Origin of the sequence: Bradyrhizobium sp. F1.13.3, from assembly GCF_040548265.1 — a bacterium.
Taxonomy (GTDB): Bacteria; Pseudomonadota; Alphaproteobacteria; order Rhizobiales; family Xanthobacteraceae; genus Bradyrhizobium.
In genome coordinates, this window is the sequence record NZ_JBEPRI010000002.1 from 487739 (window position 1) to 506588 (window position 18850).

The 18850-nt window shown below is 64.6% G+C and carries 17 protein-coding genes; 7 read left to right on the forward strand and 10 right to left on the reverse strand.

What is annotated here, in order from left to right:
* Positions 1-4 precede the first annotated feature (4 nt).
* Positions 5-694, forward strand: coding sequence for a DUF1345 domain-containing protein (locus ABIB66_RS07105; RefSeq protein WP_354205932.1), 690 nt, complete (start codon positions 5-7; stop codon positions 692-694).
* A gap of 16 nt (positions 695-710) precedes the next feature.
* Here ABIB66_RS07105 and ABIB66_RS07110 read toward each other — a convergent pair whose 3' ends face one another.
* Both ABIB66_RS07110 and ABIB66_RS07115 read right to left on the reverse strand, forming a co-directional pair.
* Positions 711-2549, reverse strand: a complete 1839-nt coding sequence (locus ABIB66_RS07110) for a caspase family protein (protein WP_354254628.1) — start codon at positions 2547-2549, stop codon at positions 711-713.
* A 183-nt stretch (positions 2550-2732) separates the two neighbouring features.
* On the reverse strand, positions 2733-3161 hold the full coding sequence (locus ABIB66_RS07115; protein WP_354063738.1) for a GFA family protein: 429 nt from the start codon (positions 3159-3161) through the stop codon (positions 2733-2735).
* 94 nt (positions 3162-3255) lie between these two features.
* On the opposite strand from ABIB66_RS07115, the gene ABIB66_RS07120 reads away from it, so the two are divergent.
* The 3 genes from ABIB66_RS07120 (at position 3256) to ABIB66_RS07130 (ending at position 6339) form a co-directional block, all read left to right on the forward strand.
* Positions 3256-3630 (forward strand): nuclear transport factor 2 family protein, encoded by a 375-nt coding sequence (locus ABIB66_RS07120; RefSeq protein ID WP_007598116.1) that lies wholly within the window; start codon positions 3256-3258, stop codon positions 3628-3630.
* Positions 3631-3820: 190 nt separating this feature from the next.
* Positions 3821-4705: a class A beta-lactamase gene (gene bla / locus ABIB66_RS07125; protein ID WP_354205927.1), complete on the forward strand. Its 885-nt coding sequence runs from the start codon at positions 3821-3823 to the stop codon at positions 4703-4705.
* A gap of 26 nt (positions 4706-4731) precedes the next feature.
* Entirely contained in the window at positions 4732-6339 is a 1608-nt protein-coding gene (locus ABIB66_RS07130) for a Na+/H+ antiporter (protein ID WP_275168592.1), read from the forward strand.
* Positions 6340-6365: 26 nt separating this feature from the next.
* Here the strand turns inward: ABIB66_RS07130 and ABIB66_RS07135 are convergent, their stop codons facing one another.
* From ABIB66_RS07135 to ABIB66_RS07160, 6 genes are all read right to left on the reverse strand, one after another.
* A complete protein-coding gene (locus ABIB66_RS07135; RefSeq protein ID WP_354205925.1) occupies positions 6366-7187 on the reverse strand; it encodes an N-acetylmuramoyl-L-alanine amidase in 822 nt (273 codons plus the stop codon).
* 3 nt (positions 7188-7190) lie between these two features.
* Complete coding sequence (locus tag ABIB66_RS07140; RefSeq protein ID WP_354205923.1) at positions 7191-8528, reverse strand: Rieske 2Fe-2S domain-containing protein; 1338 nt, start codon at positions 8526-8528, stop codon at positions 7191-7193.
* Positions 8529-8614: 86 nt separating this feature from the next.
* Positions 8615-9511, reverse strand: coding sequence for a TauD/TfdA dioxygenase family protein (locus tag ABIB66_RS07145; protein WP_354063727.1), 897 nt, complete (start codon positions 9509-9511; stop codon positions 8615-8617).
* A gap of 241 nt (positions 9512-9752) precedes the next feature.
* Entirely contained in the window at positions 9753-11036 is a 1284-nt protein-coding gene (gene ispG, locus ABIB66_RS07150; RefSeq protein WP_354205920.1) for a flavodoxin-dependent (E)-4-hydroxy-3-methylbut-2-enyl-diphosphate synthase, read from the reverse strand.
* Positions 11037-11048: 12 nt separating this feature from the next.
* On the reverse strand, positions 11049-12002 hold the full coding sequence (locus tag ABIB66_RS07155; RefSeq protein ID WP_007615962.1) for a DMT family transporter: 954 nt from the start codon (positions 12000-12002) through the stop codon (positions 11049-11051).
* A gap of 36 nt (positions 12003-12038) precedes the next feature.
* Positions 12039-12533 carry a Fur family transcriptional regulator gene (locus ABIB66_RS07160; RefSeq protein WP_007598132.1) on the reverse strand — a complete coding sequence of 165 codons (495 nt, stop codon included), beginning with the start codon at positions 12531-12533 and terminating at the stop codon, positions 12039-12041.
* 157 nt (positions 12534-12690) lie between these two features.
* On the opposite strand from ABIB66_RS07160, the gene ABIB66_RS07165 reads away from it, so the two are divergent.
* Genes ABIB66_RS07165 through ABIB66_RS07175 form a run of 3 tightly spaced genes read left to right on the forward strand, consistent with a single transcriptional unit; the run spans position 12691 to position 15914 of the window.
* Positions 12691-13173 carry a MarR family winged helix-turn-helix transcriptional regulator gene (locus ABIB66_RS07165; RefSeq protein ID WP_354205917.1) on the forward strand — a complete coding sequence of 161 codons (483 nt, stop codon included), beginning with the start codon at positions 12691-12693 and terminating at the stop codon, positions 13171-13173.
* Positions 13166-14341, forward strand: a complete 1176-nt coding sequence (locus ABIB66_RS07170; protein ID WP_354205915.1) for an HlyD family secretion protein — start codon at positions 13166-13168, stop codon at positions 14339-14341. Before ABIB66_RS07165 ends, ABIB66_RS07170 begins: the two co-directional genes overlap by 8 nt.
* 16 nt (positions 14342-14357) lie before the next feature.
* Entirely contained in the window at positions 14358-15914 is a 1557-nt protein-coding gene (locus tag ABIB66_RS07175; protein ID WP_354063718.1) for an MDR family MFS transporter, read from the forward strand.
* 66 nt (positions 15915-15980) lie between these two features.
* Here the strand turns inward: ABIB66_RS07175 and ABIB66_RS07180 are convergent, their stop codons facing one another.
* Positions 15981-17045 (reverse strand): phosphotransferase, encoded by a 1065-nt coding sequence (locus tag ABIB66_RS07180; RefSeq protein WP_354205913.1) that lies wholly within the window; start codon positions 17043-17045, stop codon positions 15981-15983.
* Positions 17046-17121: 76 nt separating this feature from the next.
* Entirely contained in the window at positions 17122-18813 is a 1692-nt protein-coding gene (locus tag ABIB66_RS07185; RefSeq protein ID WP_354205911.1) for a methyl-accepting chemotaxis protein, read from the reverse strand.
* Between the last annotated feature and the right edge of the window lie 37 nt (positions 18814-18850).

Sequence of the window (18850 nt, forward strand, 5' to 3'; positions counted from 1 at the left end):
GGCGATGACGGGCGGCACCAAAGAGGATCCCGCCCTCACCCGCTTTCGCAAGATGTCGCGGCCGATGCGGCTGATTTATGCGCGGCCGCGGACGTTCATCTCCCTTGGTGTCGGTATCCTCGTCTGCCTGCTTTTGCCGGGCTCACCCCGGCTGACGACGCGGCTTGTGCTCGGCTGGGATGCGCTGATCGCGGTCTATCTCGTGTTGGTCTATGCGATGATGCTGTGCAACGACCACCAGCACATCCGCCGCGCCGCTGCGATGCAGGACGACGGCCGCTTCGTGATCCTGCTGGTGACGGCGACCGGCGCGTTCGCCAGCATCGCCGCTATTGTGGCCGAACTCGGCGCCCACCGCGGCGCCGCGGAGCTGACCATCGCGATCACCACCATCGCGCTGTCCTGGGCCGCGGTGCACACGACTTTCGCGCTGCATTACGCGCATGATTATTATCGTCACCCAACGCCAGGTGGCCTTGAGTTTCCCAGTCGCGACAAGGAAGACCACGCCGATTATTGGGACTTCGTCTATTTCTCGTTCGTGATCGGCATGACCGCGCAGGTCTCCGACGTCGGCATATCCGACAAGACCATCCGCCGCACCGCCACCGCGCACGGCATCATCTCATTCATCTACAACACGGCCTTGCTGGCGCTGACGGTCAACATTGCGGCGAGCGCGATCTCGGCTTGAACTCACTCCCGCAATCCTAGTTACAGACCTCGGCATTGGCATCGTTGCCGGGGCCGCCGCCGCCGCGATATTCGAGATGGCAGCCGCGGTTGACCGCACGACAGCCGCTGTTATTGCAGAACAGCTGTCCGCCACTCGAGCGGCGGCTGGTACCAGCGGCAGCAGCGATGCCCGCAGCACCACCAAAGCCGCCCGCCGCTCCGGCAGCCTCACCGCCGGCTTGACGACGCTGCCGTGCGGGACGCTCGTCGCCATCATCACGCTTTGCGGTCGCAGGCTTGGCGGTCGCAGGCTTGGCTGACTTCGCGGCACGCTGCTTCTCGCATTCGTTGTCGTCGTTGATCGCAAAGCCATCACGGCAGACGATCTTGGTGCACTTGTCGCCGTCGGCCTTGAAGCCGTGCTCGCAAACCAGCGGACAGACGCGCGACTGTTTCGACTTGACCGTGTCGAGCGCATCGGTGCTCGCCACCTTCACGTCGAGCTTGGTGCCGGCGTAACGGTTGAACTGCGACAACGAGCGCTGCGCGGACGTGGTCCAGTTGCCGTCGGCGGCGCCGGAGAAGCAGCCGACGCGGCCGAGCTCGGTCTGCACCGAGCGGCTGAGATCGGCCGGAGCGGTGGCCGGCGTCAGCGACGCGACGTTGGTACCGGCGGGGCTCGCCGTGCTGGCTGGCGCTGCACTCGGGGCCGCGGCGGCGAGATTGACGCGCTGCTGCTCGGCTGCGGCCGCCTGCTGCTGCGCCTGCTCCTTGGCCTTTTGCGCCGCAAGCTGTACCTGCTCGGCGGCCTTCGCATCGGCGGCTGCCTTGGCCTGCGTATCCTTCTGCGCGCCAAGTGCGGCAAGACGATCGCGCTCGGCCTCGGCCTGTTTGGCCTTCTCGGTGGCCGCCGCATGAGCCTGCTCGGCGCCGATTTTTTCGAGCTGAAGTTTGGCGAGGCTCGCATAGAAGCCGTCGGAATGCTGGGCCAGGAACGCCTCCCATGCCGGCCTGTTGCCGACCTGGAGCGCGAGCTCGTAATCGCGGCGGATGTCGGCCTGAGGATTCGCCGTGGCCGCGGCAGCTGCGGCGGTCACCTTCACCGGCACCAGCGGCACGTCTTCGCCGCCGAGCGAGCCATAGACGAACGGCTCCTGCTTGTTACCCGTCGACTTGAGCACGTCGTCGCGCACGAAGCCGAAGGCGCGGCGGACGTCGAGGCCGGGCGTCGTCAGATGCTTCGACAGCGCCACGGTAAAGGGGCTATTCGCACCATCGCCATCCTGCGCGGTGAAGCCGGCCTTGGCCGAATAGGCGATCAGCGTGTTGGAGCTGGTCGGCTCGACCTGGGCGAGACCGCGGCCGATACCGCGCGAGGCAACCGTGCGCTTCATGGTCTTGCCGAACGGATTGTCCCGGCAGGCATCCAGGATCACTAGGCGAAGCTGCTTGGCCGGTTCGACCGCGACCAGGACGCGGTCGAGGGAGAGCGCCTCGTCAAAAACGTCGGTGTCACGCTCCAGCTTGGCGTCGACAGGGATCAGATAGTTCGAGCCTTCGACCTCGATGCCGTGGCCGGCATAGTAGACCACGGCGATATCGGCATCGCGGGTCCCGTCGGCGAATTCGCGCAGCACACGCCGGGTTTCCTGCGCCGTCAGGTCGTGCCGGGAATCGACGATGTCGAACCCGGCCTCCTTCAGCGTCCTGGCCATCACCGAACCGTCATTGACGGGATTCGTAAGCGACGCCGCGTGCTGGTAGGCGGAGTTGGCGATCACCAGCGCGACGCGCTTCCCGGCGAAAGCGGGCCCGGCGCCGAATAGCAGCGCGACCGCAAGGAGAAGGGGGCAAAGTCTGAGCAACTTGCGCATGACACGACTTCCGGGTTCAGGGCATTTCAAGCCCCTTTGAGACGGCTTTATTAGCAGGGTCCGCCGCGGGCGCTTGTGACGGAGGTCACGAAGCTGGCGCCGGCGGCAGGCCGAAAGGCCCCTTTTGTTTGTCGCGCCAGTCCGGGCGCGGTTCGCCGAGAAACAGTCCCACAGCAGGTTCCCTCAGGCATCCCCGATGTGGCTCCGATATTGAGGCAGATGGTCCGTAATCTCGTGCCAGGGCGCCTTCGAGCCCACGAAAATGTGGGCGCTCGGTCGGATCGAGGGGGCATCGACCAGGGTTCCCATGGCGACATGGACCCATTTTCCGTCGCGCACCCGGGAATAAAGCAGCGAGCCACAGCGGGCGCAGTGGGCGTCATGGGTGGTGTCGTCACCGTAGATGGTGCGCTGGTCCTCGCCGCTGAGGATGCGGAGCTTGCTCTGCTCGATGCCGGCGAACGGCTTGAAGGCGGCGCCGGTGGTGCGGCGGCAGTTCGAGCAGTGGCAATTCATCGCATAGGAGAACGCGTCCGCCACCTCGTAGCGCACGGCGCGGCAGTAGCATTCGCCGATCAGGAAGGAAGCGTTCGTATTCTCTGATCCGGTCATCACAGTGTCCTTGCGCAAATGGCACGCCCTCCCATAGCGCATTTTGACGTGTACGACTAAGTTCACCCTAAGCCATCATTCAAAGGGATGACCCATGAGCCAGAACCGTTCGAGCGTCGAAGCCGTCGTGCAATCCTATTTCGACGGACTTTACGAGGGCGATGCCGAAAAACTCGGCGCCATCTTCCACCCCTCCGCCGATTTGCGCTGGGTCGAGAAGGGTGAACTGCAGGTGCTGACCGTGCCGGACTGGCTCGACCGCGTGCGCAAGCGTCCCTCCGGCAAGGCCGAAGGCAAGCCGCGCGAGGATTTCATCGTCACCATCGACCGTTCCGACGACAAGACCGCCTTCATCAAGGTCCGGTGCCAACTGCCGCCGCGTTTTTTCACCGACTATCTCGTGGCGATGAAGCTCGCCGATGGCTGGCAGATCGTGTCGAAGTCTTATCGGTACGACCTGCGGGAGTGAGGGGGGCCTAATCTTCCGCTGCCCGAAATCGGGCGCACTCGTCCCACATCCTCCGTCATTGCGAGCGCAGCGAAGCAATCCAGAGTCTTTCCGCGGAGGCAGATTGGATTGCTTCGCTGCGCTCGCAACGACGATGCGGATGGACTGCATGCCGCATCTCCCCCCGCCCCAGTCTCGCTCAAGGTCCCCCATGCTTCTCGACCGCCGTTCGCTGCTCGCCTCGCTGTGCTGGATTGCTGCCTCCCCTGCGCTCGCCGCGGACGCGCAGCCTGAGCTCGAAACCTATGAGCGCGAGAGCGGCGGCCGGATCGGGGTCTATGCCGAGAACCTCGCGACCGGCGCAAAGCTCGCGTGGCGCGCCGACGAACGGTTCGTCATGTGTTCGACATTCAAGGCTTCGCTCGCGGCTTGCGTACTGGCCCGGGTCGATCGAGGCGAAGATCAGCTTGCGGCCATGATTCCGTACGGCAACGCCGACCTGCTGGAGTACGCACCGGTCGCCAAGCAAAACATTGCCGCCGGCGCGATGTCGGTCACCGAGATGTGCAAGGCGATCGTCGAGCTCAGCGACAACACCTGCGCCAATTTGCTGTTGGCGCGGATCGGCGGTCCCGCCGCACTCACCGCCTTCTGGCGGTCGCTCGGCGACACCACCTCGCGGCTCGACCACAACGAGCCCGAGCTCAACCGCTCACCGCCCGGCGATCCCCGCGACACCACCACGCCGGCGGCGATGGCCGGCAATCTGCGCCGGCTGGTGACGGGCGAGGCGCTGTCGACCACCTCGCGCGCGCAGCTCACGGAGTGGCTGGTGGGTTGCAAGACCGGCGCGAACCGGCTGCGTGGCGGGCTGCCCGCAAGCTGGAAGATCGGCGACAAGACCGGCAACAACGGCAAGGACGCCTCCGGCGACATCGCGGTGGCCTGGCCCAAGCCCGACACGAAGCCCAATGCGCCGATCCTGATCGCGGCCTACACCCAGGGCGGCACGCCGAGTGCGGCGCAGATCGAAACCGCGTTCGCACGCATCGGCCGCATGGTGGCCGAGCGGCTCGGCGTAAGCCGCACACATTGACCGCTTCCGGGTGAAGACAGATCATCATGGAAGCGAAATTTCAGACCTTTCTCATCCTGCTCGCCGTGCTGGCAGGCACCGCGCTTGTCGCCCGCCGCTTCAACATCGCGCCTGCCATTCTGCTGATGCTCTCCGGCGTCGGCCTCGCCTTCGTGCCGGGCATGCCGCCGGTCGAACTGCCGCCGGAACTGGTGCTGCTGATGGTGCTGCCGCCGCTGATCTACTCGGCCAGCGTCGCGATGAGCTGGCGCGAATTCAAAAAGAATCTTCGCCCCATTGTGATGCTCGCGGTCGGCGCGGTGATCTTCACCGCGGCGTTGGTCGCAACCGCCACGCATTATTTCATCGGCCTGCCCTGGACGATCGGCTTCCTGCTCGGCGCCATCGTCGCGCCGCCCGACGTGGTGGCGCCGCTCGCGATCGCGCGCCGGCTGCATTTGCCGCGCAGGCTGATGGTCATTCTCGAAGGCGAAGGGCTCGCGAATGATGCCACAGCGCTGATCCTCTATCGGTTCGCGCTCGCCGCAATCATGGTCGGGCATTTCTCGCTGCCTCTGGCGGGCGGCGAGTTCTTGCTCATCGTCGCCGGCGAGATCGCCTTCGGCATCGGGGTCGGCTGGCTCTCCCTGCGGTTCCGCAAATGGTCGGGGGATCCGCAGGTCGAGCTGACACTTTCGCTGATCACGCCCTACGTGTCCTATTGGCTGCCCGAGCATCTCGGCGGCTCCGGCGTGATCGCGACCGTCGCCTGTGGCCTCTATGTGAGCTGGAACGGCCCGCTGCTGATCTCGGCATCGACGCGCCTGCAAGGCATCTTCTTCTGGGACCTCGTGATCTACCTGATCGAGGGCCTGCTGTTCCTGCTCACGGGATTCCAGATGCGCGCGCTCTACGAGAAGTCGAAGGCGTTTCCGCTCGACGACATCATGATTGCGACCGCCGTGGTGCTGGCGGTCGTTGTGATCGCGCGCTTCGCCTGGCTTTATCCCGCGACCTATCTGCCACGAATGCTCAGCAAGTCGCTGCGCGCGCGCGATCCGTCACCACCATGGCAATGGCCGTTCGTGCTTGCGTTCACCGGCGTGCGCGGCGCGGTGTCGCTGGCGGCAGCGCTGGCGCTCCCGTTCACGCTGCCCGGCGGCGAGGCCTTTCCGTTTCGCGACCTGATCCTGTTCGTCGCCTTCGGCGTCATCTTCATCACTCTGATCGGCGTCGGCCTCACGCTGCCTCCGGTGGTGCGTTGGCTCGGCGTCGCGGAAGCCGGTCGCAGCGAGCATGCCGCCGAGCACGAGTCCGAGATCGCAGCACGGCGCCAGGCCCTCGATGCCGCCCTGAAGTCGCTCGACGCGCTGACCGAGGAGAAGGACGTATCGGACGAGGTGATGCGGCTCCTGCGCGCCCGCCACGAGATCCGGGTCAACCAGCTTCCCGATTCGCTCGATCCCACCCACCACGACGTCTCCGCCGCTGGCACCGCCTTGACCCGCGATCTGATCGCCGCCGAGCGCAAATTCATCCACGAGCTGCTGCGCGACGGCCAGATCACCGACGAGACGCGCCGGCGGATCGAGCGGGATCTGGATCTGGAGGAGGCGAGTTTGGCGAACCGCGAGTATCGGGGCGGGCCGCTGTAGATTCCCGTCATTGCTGGCGGCGCAAACTACCGCCTCTCGCAAAATTCCTTCATCGCCACCGCCACGGCGCGCGCGATGATCTCCTGACGCTCCGGGGAGTTCATCGCCATCTCTTCGTCGCGGTTGATGATGGAGCCCGCTTCGAGCAGCACTGCGGCGCTACGCGTTTGCGAGAGCACGACGAGCCCGTCATAGCGGTAGACGCCGACATCCTTGTCGAGCAATTGGCGCCGGTAGCGGCCCATCACCGGCAGAGCATATTGGCCGGCATAATGCAGGTCCCGATCCTTCAGCTGCCGGCCGATCATCCGGGCCAGCATCAGGCTCGCAGCGTAGTGCGGATTCCGCTGCGACACGAACAGAGAGTGGCCCGAAAAGCGGTCGCTGAAATAGCTGTTCGCGCCGTCGAACTCCCAGGTCTCGATCAGCTTGTCCGGCACCGAATCGTGATGAATCGACAGGAAGAGATCGGCCCGGGCGTCATTCGCGGTACCGACGCGTTTGAGCAGGCTCGACCGCGCCTTGCCGTCCGTGACGAGCAGGCGGGCCGCGGCAAAGCCTTCGGCCTTGAGCCTCGCCGTGATCAGACTTGCAAGCCGGAAGTTGAAGCCGAACTCCGTGTCGTTGCGTGCGCTCAACGCGCCGTAGGAGTCCGGAGTGTGCCCGACATCCACGACGATCCGAAATTTCGGCATCTCACATTTGACCGGCGCGTGCGGCGGCTTGGGTTTCACGAGTTTCCGCGCGATAGCAGCATGACCCGTGCCTGCAGGCGCCAGCGACCATAGCAAGATCGACGCGACCAGCGTCGAGACGAGACTTGCGACGATGCTGCGCGGCTGCCCCAAGCGCTACTCCGCTGCCGCGATTCGCGGCCGACCGACAAAGCCTGTGACGTCGCCGAAACGCTCCAGCATCACCGCGGAAAGGTCCTTGGTCTTGCTGGTGACGCAGGCGCCCGAGCGCACGGCGTAGCGATCCTGATGCGCGGCCTGCGGCGGCGGCTCGCCCTGCTGAAGCCCTCGTGCCAGCTCCATCACGACTTTCCGGAAATGCATGATGCCGAGATCGGTCGGACCGAGATGCTCGCGGGTGCGGTCGGCAATCGGGCCCTGGCTGTCCTGCACGGCCGCATCCTGCTCGGAGACGCCCTTGATGCCGGTGTAGCTCCTGGTCTTCTGGAGCTTGCGGTCGATCAGATAGTCGTTGCCCTTGTGGCGCAGCGGCACGTAATCGTCGCCGACCTCCGCGATCACGCCGTTGCCGCGGTCAAAGGCGTCGCGCTCGGCTTGCGTCAGCGGCCGCTCTGGATTCCAGGCATAAGTGTAGATCCAGCATTTGGTATCGGTGACGGGCACGAATGTCTGGCCAAAGATGTTCTCACCCGGCATCGCGCTCGGGGCATAGGCGTGGAACGGCATCAGGAACTGTGCGATGCGCCAGTAGATGTTGTCGCCCCCGGTGAGCCGCCCACCGGCGATGGTGAGGCCCGCCGCGTGTGGCGCGATCTTGATCACAGGGCGCGGATCCTCCGCGATCCAGCGCATGTGATCGCTCGACATCCGCGCGATCGGATTCACGAAATGCTTCTTGATGTCCAGAATCTCGTCCTCCTCCTTGTCGAAGGAGAGATGGGCGAAGGTGAAATGCGCGGTATCGATCGAGCCTTCCAGCGCCTGCACCCAGTTGCAGTCCTGCCATTTCTTGCTGACATAGCGGTGCGAGGCCGGCAGCAGTGCCATTTCGAGATCGGGCAGCTCGGGCATCGCGTCAGCCGGGCCCATATAGGCCCAGATCATCTCGCCCCATTCGCGCGCCGGATAGGATTTGATCCGGATCAGGTCTTTGGCGTTGAGGTCGGGATAGGAGGTCGGCATGTCGACGCAGCGGCCGTCGGTGTCGAACTTCCAGCCGTGATAGACGCAGCGGATGCCGCATTCCTCATTGCGCCCGAGCCAGAGATTGGCGCCGCGATGCGGGCAGTATTGATCGATGAGTCCGACGACGCCGCGCGTATCGCGGAAGGCGAGCAGCTCCTCGCCGAGAACGATGATCTTCTTCGGCTCGCCGTTGGGCTCGGGGAGTTCTTCGGAAAGAAGCACGGGAATCCAGAACCGGCGCAACAATTCGCCCATGCCCGTTCCGGGGCCGGACTCGGTCAGGAATTTGTTGTCCTCGGCGCGGAGCATGGCGGATCCTCCCGACGGTCTTTGTTTTCGGCAAGATTGGCGCGGACGCGGGAGGACGTCAACGCGGAACGCGGTGCGCAGGCGGCTTAAACCGGCCGCTCCCCCTTCACCGTCACGCGCGTGCCGGAGCGCGTGTGCGGCCAGTAGTCCCACATCGCGCGGTGCTGGGTGCAGCGGTTGTCCCAGAACGCGATGGCATTCTCGGTCCAGCGGAAGCGGCACTGGAACAGCGGGTTCTCCGCGTGCTGGTAGAGATAGGCGAGCATCGCGTCGCTCTCGTCGCGCGGGATGCCGTTGATGTGGCGGGTGAAGCCGCGGTTGACGTAGAGCGCCTTCCTGCCGGTGACCGGATGCGTGCGCACCACGGGATGCTCGGCACTCGGATAGGACGGACGGTCGGCGACGCCGTAATTGGCGTAGAGCCCGCGATAGATCGGCTCGCCGTCATGCAGCGCAGTCAGGCCGTCGAGATAGGCCTTCATGCGATCCGACAGCGCCTCGTAGGCCGCGTACATGTTGGCGAACAGCGTGTCGCCGCCGCGCGGCGGGCACTGCGTGATGTAGAGGATCGAACCCATCGGCGGCTCGAGATCGCAGGACACGTCGGAATGCCAACCCTCGCCGTTGGCGCGCGGCGAGTTCGCATCCGCATAGATCTTCATCAGCGCCGGGTCTTCATCCTCGTGCGGCGCGGCGGGATGAAAATGCAGTTCACCGAACTTGCGGCCGAAGGCGAGATGCTGTTGTGGCGTGATGTGCTGGTCGCGGAAGAAGATGACGAGGTTTTCGGCAAGCGCGCGGTGGACCTCGTCCATCTGCCGGTTGGACCGCGCATCGTCCGAGACGAGCTTGCCGATGTCGGCGCCGGAGATTTCCGCGCCGATGATCGGGGTGAGCTTTTCGACCGCGATGGTTTCATACGGCGCCCCGTCATCCGCCGTATGCCGATAGCGCGGGCCCTGTTTGCCGGCGAGTGAGCTCATGGCGTGTCTCCCGATCGCTCTTGATTGGGGGCATGGTAGCGCGCGGTTGGGGATGTGCAATCTGCATCGCAAACACTGCTCGTCGTCCCGGACAAGCGAAGCGCAGATCCGGGACCCATAACCACAGGAGCTGGTTTGCGAAAACCCGGAGTGACAGCTCGTTCTAACCACCAATCCTGTGGTTATGGGTCCCGGCCTCCGCCGGGACGACAGCTCAGTACGAGGCGCGAGCGAAGTAAGCCTACTCCGCCGCGGTCACCGGCACCTTGGCGCCCTGGCCGTAGCGCTGCTCGATGTACTCGATCACGAGCGCCTTGAAGTCGGCGGAGATGGTCGGGCCGCGCAGGGTGCGGAACTTCTTGCCGTCGACGAACACCGGGGCAGCCGGCGCCTCGCCCGTACCCGGCAGCGAGATGCCGATATTGGCGTGCTTGGATTCGCCGGGGCCGTTGACGATGCAGCCCATCACCGCGACGTTGAGCTCTTCCACGCCGGGATATTTCGTCTTCCACGTCGGCATCTCGTCGCGGATGAAACCCTGGATCGAGCTGGCCAGCTCCTGGAATGTGGTCGAAGTCGTGCGGCCACAGCCGGGGCACGCCGCAACCAGCGGCACGAAGGTGCGGAAGCCCATCGTCTGCAAGAGCTCCTGACCGACCTGCACCTCGCGGGTGCGGTCGCCGCCGGGCTCCGGCGTCAGCGAGATCCGGATGGTGTCGCCGATGCCCTGCTGCAACAGGATGCCAAGCGCGGCCGAGGACGCCACGATGCCCTTGGTGCCCATGCCGGCCTCGGTCAGGCCGAGATGGATCGCGTAGTCGGAACGGCTGGCGAGAACCTCGTAGACCGCGATCAGATCCTGCACCGCCGAGACCTTGGCCGACAGGATGATGCGGTTCTTGGGCATGCCGAGCTCTTCGGCGCGCGCCGCCGAGAGCAGCGCCGACTGCACCATGGCTTCGCGCATCACCGCGCGCGCATCGCGCGGATTGGCCGAGGCGGTGTTCTCATCCATCAGCCTGGTCAGCAGCTCCTGGTCGAGCGAACCCCAATTGGCGCCGATGCGCACCGGCTTGTTGTTCTTGTTGGCGATCTCGATGATGTCGCCGAACTGAGTGTCGCGCTTGTCCTTGAAGCCGACATTGCCGGGATTGATGCGATATTTGGCGAGCGCCTCGGCGCAGGCCGGATAGGCCGCGAGCAGTTTGTGGCCGATATAGTGAAAGTCGCCGATCAGCGGCGTGGTGATGCCGCGTTTGAGCAGGCCGTCGCGGATGTGCGGGACGGCGGCGGCGGCCTCCTCACGGTCCACGGTGATGCGGACCATTTCGGAGCCGGCGCGGGCGAGCGCTGCGACCTGGGCGATGGTGCCGTCGATATCGGCGGTGTCGGTGTTGGTCATCGACTGCACGACGATCGGCGCACCGCCGCCGACGGCGACGTCGCCGACCTTGACCTGGGTGGTCTTGTGCCGGGGCGCGGGGCCCGCAATGTCGGAATCGATGGTGTTTTCGAGCTTGTTCATGGCGTCCAAATATCAGGTTTTGGTGACGTTCAGCAATGCATCGCGCGGCGCCGCAGCGGATTGACTGGGACGGTTAACCAGAAAAAGCCCAGCAATGACAAGGACGGCGGCAGCCCCGAATGTCAGGTTCAGCGTGTCGTGCATGATGAAATAGCTACCCACCACGCCAAACAAAGGGGTGATGAAGGTAAAAGCCGACAATTTGCTGGCCGAATAGGTCTTCACCAGTGCGAACCAAAGCGTGAACGTGGTTCCCACGACCCAGATCGCCTGGAAGGCCATCAGGCCCAGCGACAGCGGCGACGGGGTGTGGGGGATGGTCTCCCCGAACAGCCAGGCGGCCAGCCCGAGGATCGGGATCGACGTCGCGACCTGATAGCCCAGCGCCTTCTCGGGCGCGGCGAACCGCAGCCGGGTGCCCTTGGCAACCAGCGTGGTCGCCGCCCACAGCGCGGCGCCGCCGACGATCATGAGGTCGCCGAGCAGAACATGCGAATCGACATTGGGCTGCGGCACCCCGATCGCGAGTGCGACGCCGGCAAAGCTGATGGCGAGCCCCAGCCATTGCGTCCCGCCAAGTCGCTCGCCAAGCACCTGGTAGGAGCCGAGCGCGACGAAGAACGGCGCGGTGTAGAGGAACACGACCGCCCGCGACGCCGGTGTGAAGCGCAGGCCCTGGAAGATCAGCACGAACTCGATGCCGAACATCAGTCCGGCGATCACGCCCGGCTTCCAGGTGCCATCGCGTTCGAAGAATTTAACGCCGCGCAAGCTGCCGATGATGAACAGCACCGGCAGCGCGCCCATCGAGCGGAACGTGGCCTGAAGCATCGGCGGAATGTCCGGCAGCACCAGCTTCACCGCGATCTGGTTGAACCCCCAGGTCAGGCACAGCATGAGCATCAGGGCAATGGCGCCGGCACTAAGGGGACGACCGGCGGACGGTATGGCTTGAGGTGAGGACATTTCTTCCTGAAAAACCGGCTTTGCGCCGTTGTTGCTCTATGCAGCTTTCTGACAATGCGCACAAACGCCCGTGATTTCCACCACGGACAATTTGGGAGCGAAGCCTGAGCTGCGCGCGGCGGCGTTGAGGTCCTTGGCGAAGGACGCCGACGGAATCTCACCGACCAAGCCACAGCGCTCGCAGATCAGGAACGTCACCGCCGAGGTCGCATCGTGGTCGTGAGCGGCGCAGGCGAGATACGCGTTGCGGCTTTCGATGCGGTGCACAAGGCCGTTGGCCATCAGAAAATCGAGAGCACGATACACCGTAATCGGCGCCGGCCGCGGCATCGATTTCGCCAGCTCGTCGATCACCTCATAGGCGCCGAGCGGGCGGTGGCTCGAGAGCAGCGCCCCCAATACATGGCGGCGTATCGGCGTGAATTTCTGCGCGCGCTCTCCGCAGACGGCCTCGGCATGCGCCAGCGCATCCGCGGTGCAGCGGCCGTGATCGTGGTCGGGTGCGGGAAATGCAGGTTTTGCGAGCGTCATGCGACCGGCGTTCTAGCATTTCGAAAGGGGAACCCAAAGCAGGACCGGCGATGCGGCGATCAGCCATGCTCTTGCTGCGGGACAGTATCCCGCAAACCCGCCATGAAATAATCATAAGCTTGCTTATTATATTCCAAGCTTATTGGAGACCAAGCTCATGAGCCCAGGCCCCGTGGACCAGAATTTCCTGTTTACGCTCGCCGAGCTCTATCGCCTGCTCCGGGTCTATGCCGACAAGGAAGCCTCGCGCTTCGGCATCACCCGCGCACAATGGGCGGTGCTCGCCAAGGTCGAGCGCAGCGAAGGCATGAAGCAGTCGGAACTCGCCGAGCTTCTCGAAGTGCAGCCGATCACGCTGACGCGCCTGATCGACAAACTCTGTGACAGCGACTGGATCGAGCGACGCAACGATCCTTCGGATCGCCGCGTCAAGCGGCTGTACCTGAAGAAGGCCGGGCGGCAGTTGCTCGGGCGGATGAGCGGGCTGAAGTCCGAGCTCACGGCCAACGCGCTCGACGGCATCACTCCGGCGGACGCCCACCGGCTCCTCACCCAACTCGAAACAATCAAGGAAAACGTGCGTACCGCGATCCAGACCAGCGGAGCGGAGCAAGCGCGTAAGGAGCAGCGCTATGGCTGATCAGGTTCTCAAATTCCAGCCCGAGCAGAAAATCGACGGCGGCAAGCCCACCAAGAAAGCCGGCACCAATCCGCGCCGTCGCCTGTTGGCGGGCCTGCGCCGCTATCGCCGCGTGCTGCTCCTGGTCGTGCTCCCGGTCGTCGTCGCGGTCGCCGGCTTCACTTTCTATCTCAATGGCGGCCGCTATGTCGGCACCGACGATGCTTATGTGGGCGCGCAGAAGGTGCTGGTGACGCCCGATATCTCCGGCAAAATCCAGAAGGTCGTCGTCAAGGAAGGCCAGATCGTCAAGCACGGCGACGAGCTGTTCGAGATCGACCCCGCTCCGTTTCGTCATGCGTTGGAAGAAGCCAAAGCGCAACTCGCCCAAGCCCGCATCACCTATGACAATCTCGTTGCCAACATCAAGATCTACGGCGACATGCTCAATCTCGCCCAGCAGGGCATGGACCTGAAACAGCGCGACGTCGAGCGCAAGCAGTCGCTGGTGAAGAACAGTTACGGCTCGCAGCTCGATCTCGACAACGCCTCGAACGCACTGGTTACCGCCGGCGCGCAGGCGCAATACATCAAGCAGCAACTCTCCAATGCCAGGACGCAATTGCTCGGCAATCCCGAGTTGCCGCTGGAGCAATTCCCCGCCTACGCGCAGGCGAAAGCCAAGCTGGACGATGCCCAGCGCAACCTCGACCACACCGTGCTCCGCGCGCCGATGGATGGCGTGGCAACACAGGTGGAGCAGATCCAGCTCGGCCGCTACGTCGCCGCCGGCACGCCGGTGTTCTCCATCATCGACGTCGCCCATCCCTGGGTCGACGCCAATCCGAAGGAGAGCGACCTCACCTACGTCACCGAAGGACAGCCGGTCACGCTCGAGGTCGACGCGTTCCCGAACCATGTCTTCAAGGGCAAGATCGGCTCGCTCTCGCCCGGCACCGGCGCGCAATTCGCGATCCTGCCGCCGCAGAACGCCAGCGGCAATTTCGTCAAGGTGGTGCAGCGCGTGCCGATCCGCATCTATTTCGATGAGACCGACAAATACGTGCGCAAGCTGAAGGCCGGCATGAGCGTCTACGCCACCATCGACACCGGCCACAAGCGCTCGCTCGCCGGCCTGCTCGGCCTGTCGGCGACCGCGAGCCAAGACAAAGATTCGCACAAAGACTGAGACAAGGACTGATCCGATGTCCGGCCCCAATGCCCATTTGATGGTTCCCGGCCTGCGCCGGAACATGGTGACGATCTGCGCCATGACGGCAACCATCATGCAGGCGCTGGACACCACCATCGCCAACGTCGCCCTGCCCTACATGCAGGGCACGCTGTCGGCTTCACAGGACCAGATCAACTGGGTGCTGACCTCCTACATCGTCGCCGCCGCGATCATGACGGCCCCGGTAGGCTGGATCGCCAACCGCTTCGGCCGCAAGCGCATCTTCATCATCTGCTCGGCCGGCTTCACCATGGCGTCGGTGCTGTGCGGGCTTGCGCAGGACATCAACCAGATGGTGCTGTTCCGCCTGCTGCAGGGCGTGTTCGGCGCGGCCTTGGTGCCGTTGTCGCAATCGGTGATGCTCGACTATTACACGCTGCAGGAACGCGCCAAGGCGATGTCGATCTGGGGCATGGGGGTGATGATGGGGCCGATCATGGGTCCATCGCTCGGCGCCTGGCTGACCGAGACCTATTCCTGGCACTGGGTGTTCTTCGTCAATTTGCCGTTCGGCGCCATCACCGTGATCGGGCTGATCATCTTCATGGACGAGACCCGGAAGGATCTCAGCCTCAAGTTCGACTGGTTCGGCTTCGCTGCGCTGGCGGTCGCGATCGGCTCGCTTCAGCTCGCGCTCGACCGCGGCGAGCAATTGGGCTGGCTCGAATCGGGTGAGATCCTTGCGGAGTTCATCGTCTCGGCCGTCGCCTTCTACTTCTTCATCGCGCATTCCTTCACGACCTCGACGCCGTTCATCCGCTTCGCGCTCTTCAGGGATCGCAACTTCGTCACCGGCTGCATGTTCATGGTCGTGATGGGGCTCGTGCTGTTCTCGACCATGGCGCTGGCCTCGCCCTATATGCAGAACGTGATCGGCTATCCCATCATCACCGCAGGCCTGCTGCTGGCGAGCCGCGGCTTCGGCACCTTCTTCGCCATGATGCTGGTCGGCCGCATGATGCGTTACATCGAGGCGCGCACGCTGATCATCACAGGCCTGACGCTGACCGCGGCCTCGCTGTTCCAGATGACCGGCTGGACCGATTTGACCCAGGTGCCGGAGATCGTGACCGTCAGCGTCATCCAGGGCTTCGGCTTCGGCCTGGTTTTCGTGCCGCTATCGACGGTGGCGTTTCTGACCTTGTCGAATGAGCTGCGCACCGACGGCACCGCGATGCTGACCTTGATGCGCAACGTCGCGAGCTCGGTGGGCATTTCGGTCGTCATCGCCCAGCTGACACAGGGCACGCGACGGACCTACGCGATCCTGTCCGAGCACATCAACCCGTTCAATCATGCGCTCCAGATGCCCAGCGTCAGCGGCATGATCAATCTCTCCACCGACGCCGGCCGCGCCATGGCCGATCGCATGGTCAGCGTGCAGGCGCAGATCATCGCCTTCGCGCACGACTACGAGCTGGTGATGTTCTTCATCCTCTGCACCATCCCGCTCGCCTTGCTGATCGGCTCGACCAAGGCCACCCTGCGCAAGCAGGCGGCCGGGCCGGAACATGCGGTGATGGAGTAGAGCGCGTCACAACTTCCGCCGTCGTCCCGGCGAAGACCGGGACGACACCGATGGTGTTGCGCGTCCCTACCCCAACAACTCCTCGCAGCCCAAATCCTCGACCGCCATCATCACGCGTTCCAGATTATTCCACCAGATCACCGGCGGGATGTTGATGCTCCATTGCCGGACCGGTTTGGTGATGTGCCAGAGCACCGACCAGCGATAGTCCCGATCGAGCGCGCCGCGCGTATAGCCGCTGACGCCGTGCGCGATCAGCGTGTCGTGGTAATGGTTGAGCAGAAGGCGTTCGAACGCCTGCCGACGTTCCGGATACCAGTGCAGCGCCATCATGTAGGCGAGGTCATGGGTCGGCACGTTGATATCCCACAGGTCGAAGTCGAAGATGCGGACGGTGTCGGACACGCCGGCACGCGGCAGCAGAAAATTCCAGATATGGGCATCGCCATGGGTGATGGTGAGGTGGCGGTGCGAATGGTAGCGCAGTGACATCCTGTCGGACTGATCGATGAAGCGGCGGTAGAGCGTGCGGCGCTCTTCACTGAGACGATCGCCGAGCTGATCGGCGAACCGGTCGTAATGGGATGCGAACGTTTCCATATGCTCGGCCGTATCGTCGGTGCTCGCCCAGACCCCGGCGGTCTCGCCGAGACCAGCATGGTCCCACCACGCCGCGTGCCAGCGCGCGAGCGCGGCGACGATGGCCATCGCCTGACCGCGCGATGGCGGCAGCGGCCATTGGGTCGCGATCTCGTGGCTATCGGTGAGATCCTCCAGCAGGAGATGCCAGGCGAGGCTCTCCTCGTCGAAATTCCCGTCAAAGCAGCGCGGCACCAGCTGCGCGGGCATTCTGGTTGCAAGCTGTGTGTAGTAGGCCACCTCGTGGCGACCGGCATTTGCCAGCGGCTTGGCGAACGCAGCATGCGGCGTCTTGAGAATCAGTGACTGCGGCGCCCCGGCGGATTCCCCGACATAGCGCAGGCCGAGTCGGGTGATATGCGACACGACCGTGTCGCGCTCATGCAGTACCTTGACCTCGCGCACGGCACCGGCGTCCAATGCGCCGGCCTTGCGCAGCGCCGCGGTGAGATTTGCCGCGTCCGCCACCTCCGGCAATCGTATATCTGTCATGAGCGCCCGACCCCCGTCGCGTTGCTCCATTCTGCACAACCACGCTACCGGGCGCCAGCCGCCTCAGCAGCCGGGCTCAAGCCGCAGCGGTCGAGTCGCGCACCGTCCTGACCACGACCGACCGGAGCTGTTCGAGATTGGCCGCCATGCCGGCGATCGCCTGCCTTACCTCCGCGGCGCGCTCGTTCACGGAGGCGGCGGCGCGGCTGACATCACCGATCTTGGCCGAGACCTCCTTGGCCGCGGAAGCCGATTCGGAGATCGACCGCGTGATCTCGCGGGTCGCGGCGTCCTGCTCTTCCATCGCCGCGGCAACCGAGGTGGCGACGCCGTCGATCTCGACGATGTGGCCGCCCATGGTTTCGACGGCATCGACCGCGGCCTGGGTTGAGGCCTGGATCTCGGCAATCAGCCGCGCGATCTCCTCGGTGGATTTGGCGGTCTGGTCGGAGAGGGATTTCACTTCGGCGGCGACCACCGCGAAGCCACGGCCGGCTTCCCCGGCGCGCGCCGCCTCGATCGTGGCGTTGAGTGCCAGCAGATTGGTCTGGCCGGCGATGCCGCCGATGAGGTCGGAGACCTCGGCGATCTTCTTCACCGATCCGGCCAGCGCCTGGATGGTCGAGCGCGCCTGTTCACGACCGGCGACCGCGGACTTCGTAACCGTGCTGGTCCGCGCGACCTGGGTTGCGATCTCTCGGATCGAAGCACTGAGTTCTTCAGCTGCGGCCGAGACGGTCTGCGAGCTGCCGAGGGCCTGGGTGGACGCGGCTGCGACCGCCTGCGACTGTGTCGAGAGCGACTTTGCGATCTCGGACAGACTGGAGGCGGCACGCTCCACGCCTTGCGTCGCCGCGCTCGCGGTGTCGACCGAGCGGCCGGTCTCGCGCTCGACGGTTTCAGCCATCTGGTGCAGGGCCCCGCGCTTGGCGAGCGCCGCCTCCTGATCCTTCTGCAATTGCTCCTCGCGCAGGCGGGAATTCTCGACCGCCGCTTGCTTGAACACCAGGAGCGCGCCCGCCATCGAGCCGACCTCGTCCCGCCGGTGCGCGAAAGGAATGTCAGCGGCGAGATCGCCGGTCGCGAGCTTTTGCATCGCGCTCGTCATGCGCACGATCGGGCGCACCACGCCGAGGGCGACGCCGAGCAGGCCCACCGCAGTGAAGGCGAGGACGGCGGCGGAAACGCCGAGGAGGATATAAAGCATGGAGCTGTCGCGGTCCGCCGCCAGCTTCTCCATGTCGGCATTCTGCTTGTTGGCGCTCTCGACGATGCTGTCGATGACGGCGCGATGCGCGGTGTAGGCGTCCTTGAGCTGCGCGTAGGCGCGCTCGGAGGCGACCGGGTCCTTGGCCTTGAGGGCGGGGAGGAGCTGGTCGGACAACAGCTTCCAGAACTTCTGCACCTCGCCGTCGGATTTCGACACCAGGGCCGTCTTCAGGTCGGCCGAGAGGCTGGAGGCGACCCAGAATGCCTTGCGCTCGTCGTAATCCTTGCGGAGCTGGACCAGGCGTTCGCCATGGGCCGCCAGCTGGTCGGGCTCGCGCATGGCGAGAGTGGCCTCAAGATAGGCCTCGATCACATATTCCGGCGGCGGCAGGATGTCGGCGATGAGATCGTTGCCCAGCTTGATGTCGGAATAGAGCGGACCGCCGACCTTGAGCTCTTTCAAGGCGTAGAGGCTGGTGGAGACCACGGCGGTGAAACCGAGTGCCAGAACGACGCCGAAAGCAATGATTGCGGAAGAAAGCGAAAGGCGAATTTTCATGGAACAATCCAATAGGGCCGCGCCGAATCCTACGGAC